At 60.1% G+C, this 17,465-nt stretch carries 12 protein-coding genes; 9 read left to right on the forward strand and 3 right to left on the reverse strand.

Annotated features, from left to right (window positions below):
• The first annotated feature begins 96 nt into the window (after positions 1–96).
• From GRF61_RS04945 to GRF61_RS04960, 4 genes are read left to right on the forward strand one after another with little or no spacing between them, the layout of a single operon-like run.
• Entirely contained in the window at positions 97–3,498 is a 3,402-nt protein-coding gene (locus GRF61_RS04945) for a serine/threonine-protein kinase (RefSeq protein ID WP_169149595.1), read from the forward strand.
• Entirely contained in the window at positions 3,495–4,934 is a 1,440-nt protein-coding gene (locus tag GRF61_RS04950) for a phospholipase D-like domain-containing protein (RefSeq protein WP_169149596.1), read from the forward strand. Before GRF61_RS04945 ends, GRF61_RS04950 begins: the two co-directional genes overlap by 4 nt.
• Positions 4,934–6,712, forward strand: a complete 1,779-nt coding sequence (locus GRF61_RS04955) for a DUF262 domain-containing protein (RefSeq protein WP_169149597.1) — start codon at positions 4,934–4,936, stop codon at positions 6,710–6,712. The genes GRF61_RS04950 and GRF61_RS04955 overlap by 1 nt, the downstream gene beginning before the upstream one ends.
• Positions 6,712–7,905 carry an HNH endonuclease gene (locus tag GRF61_RS04960; protein WP_169149598.1) on the forward strand — a complete coding sequence of 398 codons (1,194 nt, stop codon included), beginning with the start codon at positions 6,712–6,714 and terminating at the stop codon, positions 7,903–7,905. Before GRF61_RS04955 ends, GRF61_RS04960 begins: the two co-directional genes overlap by 1 nt.
• Positions 7,906–8,138: 233 nt before the next feature.
• Here the strand turns inward: GRF61_RS04960 and GRF61_RS04965 are convergent, their stop codons facing one another.
• Positions 8,139–9,137, reverse strand: coding sequence for a replication initiation protein (locus GRF61_RS04965; protein WP_169149599.1), 999 nt, complete (start codon positions 9,135–9,137; stop codon positions 8,139–8,141).
• A 375-nt stretch (positions 9,138–9,512) separates the two neighbouring features.
• Complete coding sequence (locus GRF61_RS04970; protein WP_169149600.1) at positions 9,513–10,442, reverse strand: competence protein CoiA family protein; 930 nt, start codon at positions 10,440–10,442, stop codon at positions 9,513–9,515.
• Between the two features lie 100 nt (positions 10,443–10,542).
• Here GRF61_RS04970 and GRF61_RS04975 point away from each other — a divergent pair, with 100 nt between their 5' ends.
• The gene (locus GRF61_RS04975; RefSeq protein WP_169149601.1) at positions 10,543–11,568 is read left to right on the forward strand and encodes a hypothetical protein; all 1,026 of its coding nucleotides are present in this window, start codon (positions 10,543–10,545) and stop codon (positions 11,566–11,568) included.
• A 540-nt stretch (positions 11,569–12,108) separates the two neighbouring features.
• Here the strand turns inward: GRF61_RS04975 and GRF61_RS04980 are convergent.
• Complete coding sequence (locus GRF61_RS04980) at positions 12,109–12,372, reverse strand: helix-turn-helix domain-containing protein (protein WP_169149602.1); 264 nt, start codon at positions 12,370–12,372, stop codon at positions 12,109–12,111.
• 1,408 nt (positions 12,373–13,780) lie between these two features.
• On the opposite strand from GRF61_RS04980, the gene hemA reads away from it, so the two are divergent.
• The 4 genes from hemA to grxD all read left to right on the forward strand — a co-directional run bounded on the left by hemA (position 13,781) and on the right by grxD (position 17,449).
• Positions 13,781–15,034, forward strand: coding sequence for a glutamyl-tRNA reductase (gene hemA, locus GRF61_RS04985; protein ID WP_169149603.1), 1,254 nt, complete (start codon positions 13,781–13,783; stop codon positions 15,032–15,034).
• 61 nt (positions 15,035–15,095) lie between these two features.
• Positions 15,096–16,175: a peptide chain release factor 1 gene (prfA, locus tag GRF61_RS04990; protein WP_169149604.1), complete on the forward strand. Its 1,080-nt coding sequence runs from the start codon at positions 15,096–15,098 to the stop codon at positions 16,173–16,175.
• Between the two features lie 72 nt (positions 16,176–16,247).
• Positions 16,248–17,024: a peptide chain release factor N(5)-glutamine methyltransferase gene (gene prmC, locus GRF61_RS04995; protein ID WP_169149605.1), complete on the forward strand. Its 777-nt coding sequence runs from the start codon at positions 16,248–16,250 to the stop codon at positions 17,022–17,024.
• Positions 17,025–17,116: 92 nt separating this feature from the next.
• Positions 17,117–17,449 carry a Grx4 family monothiol glutaredoxin gene (gene grxD / locus GRF61_RS05000; protein ID WP_169149606.1) on the forward strand — a complete coding sequence of 111 codons (333 nt, stop codon included), beginning with the start codon at positions 17,117–17,119 and terminating at the stop codon, positions 17,447–17,449.
• Positions 17,450–17,465: the final 16 nt, after the last annotated feature.

Below are 17,465 nucleotides of genomic sequence, written 5' to 3' on the forward strand. Positions count from 1 at the left end.
AGGCTGCAACTACGGAATACGGGAGGGTGAGGCAACATGCGCGGTGGTGACAGACTGACGATGGGAACCGTTGCGGAGCGTAAGGAGGCGAAGCGATTGTCTTTTGCCGACGCGCGATACATCACTCGCGGCAATCCTAGGAGCGGCGGGCTGGCCTCGGTATACCGGGCCACCGACGCGGAAACAGGGGAGACCGTGGCCCTCAAGGTGTTCCGCACCGGCGAAGGAACCGACGAGGTCATTGAGGAGTCGTTTCGCCGCGAAGTACAAGCGCTGTCCGACCTGAGACACCCGAATATCGTTCGCATACTGGACTCGGGGCGGGACGACGATAATGAGGCCCACTTTGTTGTTATGGAGTGGGTCGAGCAGGACCTTAGGTCTTTATGTGAATCCCGGGAGTTCGCCGATTGGGCTGCGTATTACCAAGCCATCGGAAAGGGGGTACTCGATGCCCTTGTGTTCGCGCATTCGCGCTCCACGGTCCATCGAGATATCAAACCCTCCAACGTGCTAGTAACTGACGAGGGTGTGGTCAAGCTATGCGACTTCGGCATCTCGAAAATCAGGGACTTCTTGGCGCCGGGTGTCACCCTGGCTCAGTTCGCGTCGGCACCATTTGCACCGCCGGAGCTCGATGACGGGAGTTACAGCTATAGCCGAGACGTGTTCGGCTTCGCTGCTCTGAGCACCGTTGTTCTCAGCCGAGAAGCACCGGCTTCACACTCCGAGTTGCTGTCGGCCTTGGAGAGAGCGACCATCGACGAGCCGGTGCGAAAGGTGCTCCGCAGATGCTTGGCTCTGGATTCACCTGAGTCAAGGCCGACTAATGCGATTGTCCTCATGGCGGAACTGGAGCGAGCGGCCCCTGTCGCTGTGACGGCAGAGCTGCCCGTAGTGTTGCTGAGCGTGACGCAACGTGTGCGGGGCATTGTTGAGCACGATTTGGGAATCAAGGGGGACTTGGCGGAACAGTTCGTAGAGCGAGACTTGGAAGAGGCGCGAGGAGAAGACATTCCGCCGACAACGGAGCGTCCCGGGCGAAGCCTGCGGCTCTACGGTAACAAGTACGGCTACACGGTCGTGCGAGATGAGGCCGGAACTAGGTTGCGGATTGTCGACGCCTTGGACTTTCCGCCCTCAGACATCGAGAGGCGACGCACTTTCGCTTGCGAACCTGCTTTGCGATTTGCCTTGACCGGAGTGGCGGGGCAGCATTCAGCTGAGGCTATCGATGCGCTGCTGGACCGGCTGGCGGTGTTCGCTGGTGACCAGAAGTTGCGAAGGCTGGAGCAGCGCGAGCAGGCGCTGTACAAGACGTGGCTAAATCTTCTCAGCGCCAAGACCGAACTGGAGAAGCAACGCAAAGCGAGGGTCCCTTTCGTGCGGCGTGAGGCCAAGGGGGAGTTTCTCTGCTTGACCCCCAGGCAAGGCAGCGATTCCGGGGCGCTGGTCGAGCAAGACGTTCTCATCGACCTTGGCGAGATTGGTACGTTCAAAGGGAGCGTCATCTCAGCTACCGAATCGGCAGTCCTGATTCGGCCTGGTGAGCGCAACACTGTCGACCTCGCATCAATCCCCAATCAAGGTACGGTCGAGACGGATACAACAAAGACGGATTCCGCGTTGGACAAGCAGAAGTCGGCTCTTGAGGCAGTCCGCTACGGGCGCTCCGTCAATCCGGACCTTGGCCGCATCATTGTCAATCCAGAGCAGGTCGAGGTGCCACCTCTTGTCGAAGTGGAACTCTTCCAGAAGAACGTCGACGAGGACAAGAAAGGGGCCATATTGGCGGCCTTGGCAGGACCGCCGCTGATGCTCGTTGAGGGGCCTCCCGGAACCGGCAAGACAACATTTATCACCGAACTTGTCCTGCAGACCCTTCGGGCCGCGCCCAATTCACGGGTTCTCCTTACGTCACAGACGCATGTCGCTCTGGACAACTCGCTGGAGAGAATCCTCAAGCAGTCTGGTGGTACTGTCGGTGCCGTTCGCATCGGGCAGGATGGTGATGAGCGTATTGCCGAAAGCACTAGAAGCTTCCTGCTGGATGCCAAGCTGCCCGAACTCAGAAAAGCAGCCCTCGCCTCGGGTCGAGCGTTTATCGAGCGATGGGCCACGGACCACGGACTGAGTCTGAAGGAGGTCCGGAAGGCGATGGCACTGGAGCGGCATGCTGTTCTAAAGACTCGGCTTGAGGAGGTCGATGACAGCCTTCGCTCAATTGAACCGCAAATGGCTGACGACCATCGTAAGACGCTGGATTCTGATGCACGTGCTGAATTGGATGACCACTATCAGGGCTTGGTGCGCGAGAGAGACGAGCTCGAGCGAGCGTTGAAGGAGTCCGTGAAGGACCTCGCCGGTCACGTCGACACGAAAGAGGAACTCAAGGAATTCTCAGAGTGCTCGGCGGAGGACCTTCGCGGATGGGCCGAGGCGTATTCCGACGGAACCCCGTCCGGCACGCAGTTGAAGGCGCTCCTGTTGGCACATGCGGACTGGGAAGCACGATTCGGACGGAGTAGGGATTTCAGGGCTGCGGTAATTGCATCGTCCCAAGTGGTCGCCGGAACCTGTCTTGGGGTAATGAGCGTTCCAGGCCGCAACGACATCATCTACGACCTGTGCATTGTCGACGAGGCGTCCATTGCGACGCCTACGGAGGCACTCGTACCAATGTCTCGGGCGCGACGTACCGTCTTGGTTGGAGACAGCCGACAGCTTTCCCCGTTCCAGGACCCAGACCTTAGAACTCAGGGGCTGCTTGAACGCTTTGACTTGAAGGTTGAGGACCAAAAGGCAACGTTGTTCAACCACCTTCGAGAGGGGCTACCTCCAGCTCTGCACAAGACTCTCACCACCCAGCATCGCATGCTGCCTGCTGTCGGAGATTTGGTCTCGGAGTGCTTCTATGGTGGCGAACTGCGGAGTGTTCATCGTGACCCCGACCCAGCGCTCGCCGGAGTGTTGCCGCGAGCGCTAACTTGGTTCTCGACAAGCAGGAAATCCAACCGTGCCTCACGGCGAATTGGGACCTCTTACGTAAACGACGTGGAGGTTGAATTTGTCATCACTCTCCTAAATCGAGTCGACTTCTTCATGCAGAAGGGGCGCGGAAAGGGAAAGCGGATTAGCGTGGCAGTCCTAACCGGATATGGGGAGCAGCGAGTGAGACTGCAGACTGCGGTTCAGACAAAGAAGCACGACTGGTCCAGCTTCTCTGAAATCTTTGTCAACGTCGTGGACGCATTCCAGGGGAGGGAGGCGGACATGGTGGTCTTCTCGGTGACCCGCTCCGAGGAGAAGGGTCTCGGCTTTCTACGCGAGATGGAGCGCATCAACGTGGCCTTGTCGAGGGGTAAAGAACTGCTTGCGATTGTCGGTGACCACCACTACTGCCAGACGGTGCCCGGTGTCGTAAACCCGTTGAAGGGGGTCATCGACTACATCCGAAGAAATCCGGAGACTTGCGCGCTTGAGGAGTTGCAGCCATGAGCCTCGAAAGAATTCTTGAGCAGGCCGCTCATGCTCGGCCGGGGTATGAATTGGCAACATTCAAGGAAGCTGGTCTTCCAGTCTACGTATTGGCCCTGCGGATTGTCACGTTGGAGCGCAAGAAGCTCGGTCCCATCGAGGAGGCTGTCCTGCGGGCAGTGCAGGCTGGGTTGCACAACCCTGAGGACATTCTTGCGTTCTTGGGTTTATCCGCGAACGTCTTAACACCGGTTCTTGCCGGGTTGAACACATCCGAACTCATCAACTACTCGAGAGCTGTCGGGGAAGAGAGGGCGAAGGTAACCCTCTCTTCAAAGGGGCGATTGACTCTGGGAGACTTAGCGACCACACGACCTCAGGAGCGAACAGTCCGCGTGTGTTTCGATGCCCTGACGCGGAAGTTGTTGTTTGTGTCACCGGAGCAGCTGAACAAGCCCCGCGAAATGCGTGAATTCGGCTATTTCGAAGTGCCTGCCGGCAGCGCGAAGCGTCCCGAGGTCGAGGACATCCCGCTCCAGGATTTTGACCGGGTGTTGCAGCAGCAGCGAGCGGGAGTTGAGGGCAAGGGGGAGTTGCTTGCCATACGACGCGTCGAGCGGCGAGAGTTGCACTTTATGTCCTGCGTAATGCTCTTCTATCGGAACCAAGCGCAGCGAAGCGAAATTGCCGTTGCCTTCTGGCGTGAGGACGGACCTGCCCTTGAGCATGAAACGAGCTTCCGTGCTGTCGGTGGGCCAGAGCTCGTTGGTTCGGAACTCCTTGCGGTACAGCCCCCTGAGTCAGAAGACGGCGCTGAAAATGTCGTAGGAACTGATACGTGCGTTGCTGCTGTTTCTGAAACCGACAGCGATGCCGATGCTGGCAAAACAGTAACGATGCCGCCCTTGGAGACACTGCAGTCCGTGCTTTGTCATGAGCACCCCGGTCTATTGAAGAAAGCACTTCTGTCGTCGCAGAAACGGCTTCTCATCATTTCTCCGTGGATTCGGCACCAGGTAGTTAATTGGGAGTTCATTGCTTCTCTCGAGGCGCTCCTGCGCAAAGGGGTAGATGTCTACATCGGCTATGGAATTGACGATGGCGAGGCGCGCGCGCGGGGTAATGCTGCGCAATCGAAACCGGCAATCACGCAGCAAGCGCAGCGGGATTTGGAGAGGCTCTCGCAGAAACACCGAAATTTTCGGTTCGTCTACGTTGGAAACACTCATCGGAAGACCTTGGTGTCCGACGATAGTTTTGCTGTAACGACAAGCTTCAATTGGTTGTCCTTTAGGGGAGACCCGCGGGACAAGCCACGCGACGAATACGGCGTCGTCATTCGCAAGAAACAGTATATCGACCAGCTGTTTCAGGAGGGCATCTCGCTGCTTGAGAAGGGATACACGGGCCCGGATAAGGGCGTAGATGGTGTCTTTGGAAGACGGGGGGGCCGCTGATGAACGAACGTCTCTTCAAGGAGGTGAACTACACGCTCGGCGTGCTACTGAACGAAATCAAGCTTGGCGTCATCGGCTTGCCGGACATTCAGCGTCCGTTCGTGTGGCCGAATGCAAAGGTGCGTGACCTATTCGACTCAATGTACAAGGGCTATCCGGTCGGGTACTTCCTGTTCTGGCAGACGGGGGCGGAGGAGGTCGGTACCAAGGGCATCGGCCAGGACCAGAAGCAGAAGTCTCCGTCGCTGCTCATCGTCGACGGCCAGCAGCGCCTGACCTCGCTGTACGCGGTGGTGATGAGGGAACCTGTCCTGCGAGACAACTTCGAGCACGAGTACATCCGGATTGCGTTCAATCCCTTGAAAGGCGAGTTTGCAGTGCCGGATGCCACCACCGAGAAGCAGCCGGAGTTCATCGCTGATATCTCCGAAGTGTTTGCGCGGCCCTCGCACAAGACCATCAACGAATACGTAAAGCGTCTTCGGGACGCACGCGAAGCGAGCGGGGGTACGCTGAGCGACGAAGAGGAGGAGCGGGTGGCCGATGCCATCGGTCGCTTGGTGGGTTTGAACGGCTTCCCCTTTGTCGCCCTGGAGCTCACCCAGGCCGCCAACGAAGAGCAGGTGGCCGACGTTTTCGTGCGTATCAACAGCGAGGGCAAAAAGCTCAACCAGTCGGACTTCATCCTCACGCTGATGTCGGTGCATTGGGACGAAGGGCGCACAGACCTTGAGCGCTTCAGCGTGGCGACACGCAAGCCGCTTGCTGGAAACGGGGCCAGTCCACTGAATCCCATCTTTCAACCCGAGCCGGACCAATTGCTACGGGTCGATGTTGGGGTGGCCTTCCGGCGCGGCCGGCTTGAACACGTTTATTCGATTCTGCGCGGTAAGGATTTGCGCACCGGCGAGTTCTGCCCGCTGCGACGTGCAGAGCAGTTCGAGCGCTTGAAGGTGGCTCAGTCGAAGGTGCTGAACCTCACCCACTGGGCGGATTTTCTGAACGTGGTGAAGGCGGCGGGCTATCGGCACCTGCGCTATGTGAGTTCGGAGGGGGCGCTCATCTTCGCGTATCAGCTCTATCTCCTTGGTCGCACCGAGTTTGGTGTGCAATCGTTTGTCCTCAAGCAGGCGGTCGCCCGATGGCTGTTTATGTCTCTGCTGACTGGGCGTTACACGAGCTCGCCGGAAACCCGTTACGAGACAGACCTCAAACTGCTGCCTGAAGGCAACGACCCCGCCGCCTTCGTGAAAGCCTTGAGGGACGTGGAACTGGCAACGCTCACCGACGACTACTGGGCGAAGACCTTGCCGCTTGAGCTATCTACCTCCGCAAGCCGTGGTCCCAGTCTGTTTGCCTACTACGCTGCGCTGGTCCTGTGCGAGGCAAAAGCGCTGTTTTCCAAAGGCAAGGTCGCAGACCTTCTCGACCCGCCGGCTATCGGCAATAAGAAGCCGCTGGAGCGTCACCACCTCTTTCCGAAGCGTTACCTGCACAAGATTGGCGTCAAGGAGCTGCGCGATACCAACCAAATTGCCAACTATGCGCTCGTGGAATGGGATGACAACATTGCCATCTCCGACATCCCGCCCAAGGAGTACTGGCCCAAGTATGCGGCTCGGTTCACCCCGGATGAGCTGAAGGCCATGATGCATTGGCACGCCTTGCCAGAGGGGTGGCAGGAGATGGACTACCAGAGCTTCCTGGTTGCCCGGCGGCCGATGATTGCGCAGGTCATCAAGCAGGGCTACCAGAGGTTGGTTGGGGCGGAGGCTTGATGGCAGCCATCCTCGGATTTCCCGCCCAGGAAGCGTTGAATGTCATCGACGGTCCGCTGGCTAATGAGTTGGGCATCCATAGATTCGATGTACGAAGTCGAAGCAAGGCGCAGCTCTTTGCAGTAGGTGGGCCACTTGGCAAGCAGTTTGCACTTGTCCTGGGCAATACCGATGTCTCCTCGGGCTACCACCCGGCCAAGCAGACGCGCCTGCTGTTTGAACGCTGCGAATTGCCGGAAATCTCCGGCATCGAGGTATGCGCGGAGCCCTACCAGGGCTCCCGAATCAAGAAGCAGCAGGACTCCAAGCTTGCTGCACCCAATCAGGTTTCCTGTTTCATTGCGGATGAGACTGCGCTGCGAGCGATTCTTCGCTGGTATGCGGGCGCACCCCGGCAAGCCGCGGAAGGGCCGCCCCTTGAGCAGACACGTGTCGCAAAAGCGGCAGCCGACGCAGGGTTCGACCTGACGCCCGAGCACCAGGGGGGCTGGACCATCTTCCGCTCGACGGCCTTTTCCGCATGGGTTGGCGTCGCCGTTCAGCTACCTGGCATCTACCGCCTGGGCCTATTTGATGCGGTGATAGGACAGCGACTCAGCGTTGAGTTTGGCATTGCATCGTCTTCGGAGTCGGGTGCTTGGGCGATACGATTTGACGGGGTTGAGGGTTACCCTCGCTTGCATGGCATTTTGTTTCGGGCTGCCGCCATCTCTCGAGTCCTGCATGAGGAGGGACTGCGGGATTTCGTCTCCAAGACGCGGAATCCGCCGAGTAGTACGGAAGCTGTCCGCGAGGTGGTCCAGCGCATCGGCCAGGGTATCTTCCGCCGAACGCTGATTGAATACTGGGGGGGACGGTGTGCGGTGACAGGCTTGGACGTGGTCGAGGTGCTACGCGCATCTCACATCAAACCTTGGTCCGACTGCGAGAGTGATGCTGAGCGTTTGGACGTGTTCAACGGACTGTTACTTGCGCCGCATCTGGACGCCCTGTTCGACAGGGGCTTAGTGACCTTCTCCGATAATGGCCAACTCTTGCGCTCACCGCAGCTGAGCGACCGCCAATCGTTGCTACTTGGGATTGACGAAGTGGAGGCTCGAGCGGATTCGCTTACCGACTGTCACCGGAAGTACTTGAGGTGGCATCGCGCTAAAGTGTTCCGGGGAGAGGCCTCGCAAGAGACTGGAGCGTAATCGGCCCCGATTGAACAACATCCGGTGGGTGGCGCCTGGACGAATCTTCTGTGAGCTCGGAACTGCTCGAACTCCTCGTGACGCGTGAGATGCCCTTTGGAAAGTACGGGGGCCGACTTGCCTGGCAACCCGGTTGTCGCTGCAATGCTCAGGAGCGCAGGCTGTCGGGCACGCAAGGCTCGTCACGCGTGTTCGATGTGCGCTGAGCACCCCGGGCCCTCTTGAGTATCGTCTCACCGATTCAGATGAGAGCGGTGATAGATGGGCTTTGCACTCGGATGTGGTGAGTGGTTGCGTCGCTCTCGCGTCCGGTCCCCGCTGTTATCTGATATGGCATCAGTGCAATCATCTGGAAGCAGCAGTCCCGCTTTCTTGCGGTAGTAATAAGTGCGGCGAGAGATACCGAGTTGCTCCCACGGCTTCGCTTTCTCAACCGAATTGGCGTCGGCTTCGCTCCAGCGCCTCTGGGCCCGTGCGCGCTGTATCTCGCTGAAGGCGTGTTGAGTAAAGACCCGCCAAGTCCATTTTGCGACGGACTTCGTCAAGGTCCGTACTTCGGGGAACGAAAGAGGCGTAGGGAAGCGACTGTTGATGCCTTCGGCCTCGTGCAGCAGCGCCCGGAACCAGAGGTCCTGGGTCGCATTGGCGCTCTTGTATATGAGTGCCATGCGGTAGGCCCAGTTGCGTAGGGTGTCGAAGAGCGTGACGTTGCGTCCGAGCCCGATGTGCGGCTCCACTGCGCGGGAGGGCTTTGCGAGCGACACCCATTCAGTGAGCTCGTCGAGCGAATAGGCATGGTCGTGAATGAACCAGGTTCGCCAGCGCTCATGTAGGGGATTCTTGCAGATCAGGCCGGCGTAGCCAGGGTCAGCCCGCAGCTTGCGGCAGTACGCGTTTTCGATGGCTGCAGCATAGCGCAAAGGCTTTTCGTGGCACCCAGGGCTGGTGATGACCGGCACTTCGAGCAGGTAACCGCAATGGGCGTGGGAGTTCTCCGGATTGACGGCAACCCAGTTGGGCGGCGGTAGGTTTACGCGCTCCCAGGTCAGTGCGGCAAGGGGCGCATCTATGTCGAACAGGAGCCAGTGGCGAAGCGCCGAGGGGTTGAGCTGCAAGTGGCTCTTCGTGGTGGCTACATCCGGGCCGCGGATGATGAGGCCTTGGCTAGGATTGTCGGTGCAATAAGGGCGGCGGGGAAGTCTTGGAAGAATCAGGTCGGTCAGGGTAGTCACGGGCCATCTCGGATGGCCCCTGTTGCGTCATGTAGCTATAGCCTCAGGTCTTGCTCTCGTTCTCTGTCCTCATCGCAAAGGGGAGCGTTGAAGGGGATGATGCCCTGTATAGCGTCTACAGTCCCGTGCGCTTCGACATCGACTGGACAGGTCACCGGCTGTTCGCGTCGGCCGACCGACGGTCGTTGGCGTTTCGGGCAGAAGGTGGGGCTTCGTGCGGGACGACTCTTCGCCAATTCTTCTAGTTCTGGCGGCGCTGTCGAGGAAAGTCGGCATCAGGGGCGATACGGTGGTGGCAACGGTTGCCCAGCGGGTTTTGACTGCATGCCCGCAGGGCAATGTGCGCATCGTGCCAGGAGGCAGCCGTCCGACAGGTCACTGGCGCTTCGCGATCTCGGCGGTCAGAAACGACTTGGCCGCGGTCGGAAACAGCCAGTTGCGGTGATTCGGTTGGTAGCGACCGCCATAGGCGCGGCTCCAGCCCTTGATGACTTCATTGAAGTGCGCGTCGTACGGTGACCATAGCGCGACACCGAACGGAAAATCAATCAGGTCTACGATTCGGCCCTGAACCCTGTACCGCGTTCTTGCGGGACTCGGGTGTGCTTTCAGAGATGGCTGTGGTTGAGTTTGTAGCGGTTCCGGCTGTGCCATCGCGATCAGACGGGCTTTTTCGATAGCTAGCGCCTCTAAATCACCTCTGTCGGGATACACGAGCCAACGCTTGCCTTCCACGCCCTGTGCGACGGCGTCCTCGAGCGTCGCCCATGTCCATGCTTCGCGGTCAAACTTGCGCAGGTCGATTTCGATGGCAGGCGAACCCAAGTCCTGCAGGATCGCGAGCTTTTCTGAATCGACGAAGCGCGTCACCCCGACCTCGATGAGATAGGCGGCATCGGCTGTTCTGCCGATCACATCGGGAATCACTGTGCCAAGATCGACTTCGGTTTGCACTTCGTCGAAATCGACCCACGTATCGGGGCGCGACACGTCCGCCGTGGCGCGCCGCCCATCCGCTAAGGTATGGGTTCGCTTGACCGACATGCCGGGGAGCATGATGCCGCCGGCGTGCTCGATGACGGCCTTCGCGGCCAGGTGGAGGGCGCTTTCGGCCCCGCCTTCGCAGTCGGTACCTGTGGCGTGAGCAAAGTGCCAGACGCGTACGTCACCCTGGCGGGCGATCAGCGAACCGTGGCAGCACGGGCACGTGCATTCACACGCTTGGCCCCGCTCGACCTCTTCCACAGAGACGATGCGCCCGTTCTTGGCAATGGCAAATGATTGCAGCAGACTTCCGGCTTCCATCTTGATTGCTCCTTCGTTGATGACATTGACGAATTGAATTACCGCGTAGGCAGAGACTCTGGAACACCCCGCAAACGGGGTTCAAAGGGGGGTGTGAGAGTTGCAAGGAATTGAAGAAAAAGCAGAATTTCTTGGTGCGCTGGCGGCCGGTTGGCGCGAGGCGGGGCGCCTCGACGTCGTCTTGTTGCGTGCACTGTCAGATTTGGCTGCTCGGTCGCACCAGGACAGCGAGGTGGGATTCGATCCGTGGGATGTCGCCGATGAGATGGGGCGGATCCTTAGGCGCAAATGGGGGGCTGCCGATTCGCGCGAAACAATTGCTGGCAAGGTGCGTGAGCACTGGCAGCGACTTGCCAGTGAAACGTGGCCTCGCAAGTGCGAGGGCATCCGGCAGGCTTTTGCGAAGAAGGGCTGCGATACGGTGCCCGCGCTTGACCGCATTGAAGGTGGTGGGCAGGGTAATCCGACGCGTTATCGGTTGAAGTGGGTATCTGTGCAGCAGGAGAACGGTGCGTCCCATCAGGATCATGAGGTCAGGGACGCGGCTCCCGAGGACGACCGTCGTGCTGATCCGGCGCCCGCATCCATCGCCCAGGTGGAATACATCTGCGAGGATGTCGAGGATGCGTCATGGTTGGCGCGAGCCTTTGCCGCGGGCTTCCGGCTTTTCGGGTGGCGTCGTCGCGTTCTTCAGGTCTTGTTCATCGGCGGCCTTCTCATCGTCGCGCTATCGATCATGCTCGTGGCGTTGACGATGGTCGGAAAGCGCTCGCTCGCCGATAGCGCCTACGCAGCGATTGGCGCCGGCGTATTCGCGTATGGCTTCTGGAGCACCCTCGGACACCTCCTGATGCTCCATAGCTGGCGTATTGCACTTGCGCCGTGGTGGATGCAGTCCTTAGATGATGATCGGCTGATCGAGTGGCGCTGCCCGCCGCGGTTCGCCGACAAGTCGATCAAGGCCGTTCGCTACACCGCGACGTGTCCGTTATGTGGTGGCAGGGTTATCGCGAGGTCGGGCGGGCTTCGGCATGCGTGGGCCTTGATGGGGCGCTGCGAGGAGGCGCCCGCCGCGCATGTCTTTACCTTCGACCATGTGTTGAGAGAAGGGCGCTTGCGCCAGTAGTCGGGACGTTCCGGATCTGGCTGTACTGAGCGTGATCTGCGGTGACCAGACATCGACAAGCGGGCTCTCGGGTGAAGCGCCCAGATGAGAGGCGAAGGGTTCCTGCCCGTCTCGGACTGAAAGCCTTGTCGCTCTATGATCAACTGACCTCGGGAAGCTGTAGCCCATTCGTGCAGGATCGCGGAATATCACTTTCCCGATGGCGCGAAGATCCTGGTTCACCCGGCAAACTGGCAAGGGGCTCAGGGGCGTAGGCGAGCTCATCCTCTTGGTGGAGGGGACTCCTCTCGTTTTTCTCAAGTAATTTGTGGTCCGAAGAATTGGTGCAGGTCAGGGGCTGCTACCCGAGGCTGTCGCCGCCGCGTTGGAGTGGGGTATGGGGCGGAGGCGCAGCGGAAATGGGGGCCGAGCAGGCTATGGTCATTTCTTGGGGCTTGGCTATGTGCTGAGCGTTTTACCCCTGTTAGAGGCATGACAACGGCCGGTTGCCCGATCAGTTCAGGCTGCCGGACGGGATGGCAGTCGCAAGGCCACAGGGCATCAATGACCCGTCCAGGCTTCTTGGGCTGCGAAGAGCCGGCGCTGCCAAGTTTGGATGGCAACCTCACTCCAGTAGACGTGCTTCCCGACCCTCACCGGGGGCGGGAAGGTACCGTCCTTCACCATGTTTTCGATTGTCCTGGGCGAGATGTTCAGGCGCTCGCAGAGGGTGGCTTTGTCGAGCAACTTGGCGAGTTCCTGAGTGTTGCGTGATGGCGTTGGAGTAATGTCGGTGCTGTCGTTCGATGTAAGTGCGTGGGCCATAAGGCGTACCTGTAAGTGATGATGCAGGTGTATAGGTGCAATCAATGGGGGATGAATGCGGCCAGGTGCGCTTTTGGGTTCCACTCGCGGCGTAAGGGCAGGGCGGGTCAGGCCTCAAGTGACGGCCCCACGCACATCAGGGGCCGCATCGACGCGGGGGTGAAGTTCGCGGAGGTGTCGCGGCTTGGTGTACGGTGACCGGCCGCAGTCTTGGGTGGGCGACAGAAATGACGTCCGGCATTCGACGTCTTGGCGTTTTTGGAGGGCGCTTTTCGTCACGGGTGACGCCCGACGTCTCGGCTGATACGACGGCGTGACGAAAGTCCCAGTTTCGTATTTATGTAAATATAATTTTTGGGGGTGTTTCGTCACGGACTGACGAAAGCACGCGCGTCGAATTTCATCACGATCTGACTTTTAAGGCGTCACGGTGTGACGAAACGCAGCGGGATGACCCCCTAAAACGGCTACTCCTGCGGCCAAGCGGCGAGTAGGTGGCAACGGGCGCCTTGGGTGCTGGTCTTTATGACGGCATGGGCGTCATCGTCTGACCCACCGCCTATACGTTCACTCCACCCCCTGATGGAGTAACGAAAATGAACGACTCAACGAAAACCGCTAGCCCAACTCCCTGCCGTTCAGACGAGGCCCCTCCCGCGCGGCGGGGCAGACCGGCCAAGCACGCGTCGGCTGCCGAGCGGCAGCGGGCCTACCGTGCCCGACAGAAGGAAAAGGGCATGCGGGAGGTGAAGGTATGGTCGCGCGATGTTCGGTCTCCGGGCGTCCCCTTGCGCTCGGACATCATCGATCTGTCGGAGGTGCGCCGGTGGTGAAGGCGACGGACTCGCCGTCAAGGCCAGGGACGGCGAATCGCGCCTGGCACGCCCGCCGGCGCGACGGCTTCTAGCAGCCTGAAAGAGCATGATCGATCGAGAGCCTCCCTGGAGGCTCTTTTTCATGCGGCGAGCGCGTGCGATGTATTTCACCGGGTGGAAAGATGGCCATGTCAAACCGGGAGTGCTCATTAGCGCGCTCTATGCCGTTCTTGGTTTGCATTGGGCTTAGGCGTCGTGGCATACTCCTGCCACCGCTGGTTTCTGCTGTTTTTCTGCCTGGGCCAACGGAAAACGTCTGCGCTTGACTGCGGTCCAGTGCGACCAAGTGCTTGATTTTACGACCTGTTGCGTGTAGCTGCGCAGCGGATAAAGGCTATTTATGCCTTGAAAATCCGCGTGTCCGTGGTTCGATTCCGCGACTGGCCACCAAGAATAGAAAAGCGGACCGATGTAACAGTCGGTCCGCTTTTTCCGTTCACGTAGCTCTGCCCAGAAGCCGCTGATTTTGCTCAAACTTTGGGGAAGAGGCGCGGTGCTATAATCCCGCTCAATCCGCTTGCCCGTTTCAACGCATGCAACTTTATGCTCTCGGTCTGAATCACCATACTGCGCCGCTCGCAATACGCGAACGCGTGGCGTTTCAGCCCGAACTGCTGGATCGTGCGCTGCACGATCTTACCCGCAGTGATCTGGTGCGAGAGGCGGCGATTCTCTCTACCTGCAATCGCACTGAAGTCTATTTCGCCGCCGAGCAGGCCCAGCATGCGGCCGACTGGCTGGCCACCTTTCACAGCCTGAATCTCAACGAGGTCTCTCCCTATCTGTATGCCTATCCGCAGCGCGATGCGATCAGGCATATGTTCCGGGTGGCAAGTGGTCTGGATTCAATGGTGCTGGGCGAGCCGCAGATTCTCGGGCAGGTGAAGGAGGCGGCCCGTCGGGCCGAGGAGGCTGGAACGCTGGGCACCTTGATGCACAAGCTGTTCCAGAACACCTTTGCGGTTGCCAAGGAAGTGCGCTCCACGACGGCGATCGGCGCCAATATCGTTTCCATGGCTGCTGCCGCGGTGCATTTGACCGAGCGCATTTTTGAGCGGGTCGCTGACCAGCATGTGCTGTTCATCGGTGCCGGAGAGATGATAGAACTCTGTGCCGCGCATTTCGCTGGAGCGGGACCTAGGTCGATCACCATCGCGAATCGTACCGAGGCCCGGGGGCAGACGCTGGCGGCACGTTTCGGCGCCCAGACCATGCGCCTGGATCTGGTGGGAGAGATGCTCTCCCGTTTTGATGTGGTGGTCTCCTGTACCGCTGCGCCTTTGCCCATTGTCGGATTGGGTATGGTGGAGCGGGCGGTGAAGGCGCGTCGGCACCGCCCGATGGTGATGGTGGATCTGGCCGTACCCCGCGATATCGAACCGGAAGTCAGTGGCCTGGATGACGTGTTTCTCTATACCGTCGACGATCTTGCGCAGGTTGTGGATGCCGGGCTTGAATCACGCCAGCAGGCGGTGCTGGAAGCAGAACAGATCATCGACAGCCGTGTCGATGGATTCCTTCACTGGATGCATGCCCGTGACGCGGTGCCCACCATCCGGGCATTGCGGCAGCATGCGGAAGCGCTGCGTCAGGCCGAGTTGGAGCGGGCAATGCGTTTGCTGGCTCGCGGCGACGATCCCCGGCAGGTGTTGGAGAGCCTCTCCCATGGGCTGGCCAACAAGCTCATGCACGGCCCTACCCGCTACCTCAATCAAGTTGATGGCGAAGAGCAGTCCGAGGCCGGACTGCTGGTTCAGCGCCTGTTCAACCTCTCCCGTCATCAGTAGGCGGCCAGTCGGATATCGCGGGCGCCGTGCGGCGCCCGCGTTTTTTCATTATTGAGACGCCATGAAGCAGAGCATCCGCGACAAGCTCGAATATCTGAGTGCCCGCCTGCAGGAACTCGACCGGGCCTTGGCTTCCGAAGATGCTGCCCGTGACATGAATGCTTTCCGCGATCTGTCCCGGGAGCGCTCGGAGATCGAGCCGGTGGTCGAGCTCTATGCCGCTTATCGACAGGCGGAGGCCGATGGCGAGACAGCCCGTGAGTTGCTCGGTGACCCGGAAATGCACGAGTTCGCCGATGCGGAGCTCCGGGCTGCGCAGACCCGCATCGATACCCTCGAGCAGGATCTGCAGCGAGCCCTGCTGCCGAGAGACCCCAACGACGAGCGCAATCTCTTCCTCGAAATCCGCGCGGGCACTGGTGGAGATGAAGCCGCCCTGTTCGCCGCAGATCTGCTGCGCATGTACACCCGCTACGCCGAGCGCCAGCGTTGGAAGGTGGAAATCGTATCGGCCAGCGAGTCGGACCTTGGCGGTTACAAGGAGGTTATCGCCCGTCTGGTGGGGGCGGGAGCCTACTCGCAGCTGAAGTTCGAGTCCGGCGGCCACAGGGTGCAGCGCATCCCGGTTACCGAAACCCAGGGGCGCATTCATACTTCGGCGTGTACCGTCGCCGTGATGCCCGAAGCCGACGCGGTAGCCGAGGTGGAGATCAATCCCGCCGACTTGCGGATCGACACCTTCCGCGCCTCGGGGGCCGGCGGTCAGCACATCAACAAGACTGACTCCGCTGTGCGCATCACCCACCTGCCTACTGGCTTGGTCGTCGAGTGCCAGGACGATCGCTCCCAGCATCGTAACAAGGCGCAGGCGATGGCCGTGCTGGCCGCCCGGTTGCAGGACGCTGAGTTGCGAGAGCGCCAGAGCGCAGAGGCGGCAACCCGCAAGAGCCTGATCGGTAGCGGCGACCGCTCGGAGCGCATCCGCACCTACAATTTTCCGCAGGGGCGGGTTACGGATCACCGCATCAATCTCACGCTCTACAAGCTGGACGCAGTGATGGACGGCGAACTGGACGAACTCATCGCAGCCCTCGTGCTCGAACACCAGGCCGAGTTGCTGGCGGCGCTAGCCGAGGAGTGAGCTGTGGCGGACACGGGAGTTCATCCGGATATAGCGGGAGCCCTTGCTTGGGCTCGGGAGCGGGCAGATCTGATGGATGCCCGTGTGCTGTTGCGCCATGTGCTGAAGTGTACTGCGGCGCGCTTGGCCGGTTGGCCGGAGCAGCGCCTGTCGGCCAGGGAATGGGAGGACTATCGTGCCCTGGTCGAGCGCCGGGTCGCTGGAGAACCGGTGGCTTATCTGGTCGGCGAGCGCGAGTTTTTCGGTCGGAACTTCATGGTGACGCCTGCCGTGCTGATTCCCCGTCCGGATACCGAACTGCTGGTGGAACTTGCCTTGGCTCACTTCTCGGGGGAGCCGAGGCTGAGATTGCTGGACATGGGCACCGGAAGCGGTGCCTTGGCGGTGACGCTGGCACTCGAGTTGGAGGCTGCGGACGTCACCGCGCTGGATCGTTCCCGTGAGGCGCTGTGGGTGGCTATGGCCAACGCTGCCAAGCTTGGGGCGAGCGTCTCCTTCGTTCAGAGCGACTGGTTTTCGGGGCTGGGCGAGGAGCGTTTCCAACTGATTGTCGCGAACCCCCCTTACATTGCAGCAGCTGATCCGCATCTTGAAGAAGGCGATCTGCGCTTCGAGCCTCGGACTGCGCTGGCGGCGGGGCCTGCTGGGCTGGACGATCTCGCAGAGATCGTCGCCGGAGCGCCGCATCATCTTGATCCGGGCGGCTGGCTTTTCCTGGAGCACGGTTACGACCAGGCGATGTCGGTACGCAGTTTGCTTGCTGATGCAGGGTTCGCCGCTATCACGTCGTGGAAGGATCTCGCCGGGATAGAGCGGGTTTCGGGCGGGCGTTGGCTGGGCAGGGCTTGAAATTGCTTTCCCTGCCCCAACATTGACGCTCAGGCGGGCAGAGCGTAGTCTTTTCCGACTGTTTCACTCAACTTTTTGCAGGGCGCAAGAGCATGGATATCCAGGACGTCATCCGCGAGCAGGTTTCTTCCAACCCGGTCGTTCTCTACATGAAGGGCGTGCCGCAAATGCCCCAGTGCGGCTTTTCCGCCACTGCGGTCCAGATCCTGAAAGCCTGTGGCGTTAGCCAGGTTTTCGCGGTAAACGTGCTTGCCGATGATGCGATTCGTCAGGGCATCAAGGAGTTCTCCAACTGGCCGACGATTCCGCAACTCTACATCGGTGGTGAGTTCGTCGGCGGCGCGGATATCCTGCGCGAGATGTACCAGAATGGCGAACTGCAACAGATGCTGGCTGATGCCGGCGTCGGCACAGCCCAGAACTGAGCCTGGAGCGCCGGAG

It is taken from the genome of Azoarcus sp. TTM-91, from assembly GCF_012911025.1.
Classification (GTDB): domain Bacteria; phylum Pseudomonadota; class Gammaproteobacteria; order Burkholderiales; family Rhodocyclaceae; genus Azoarcus.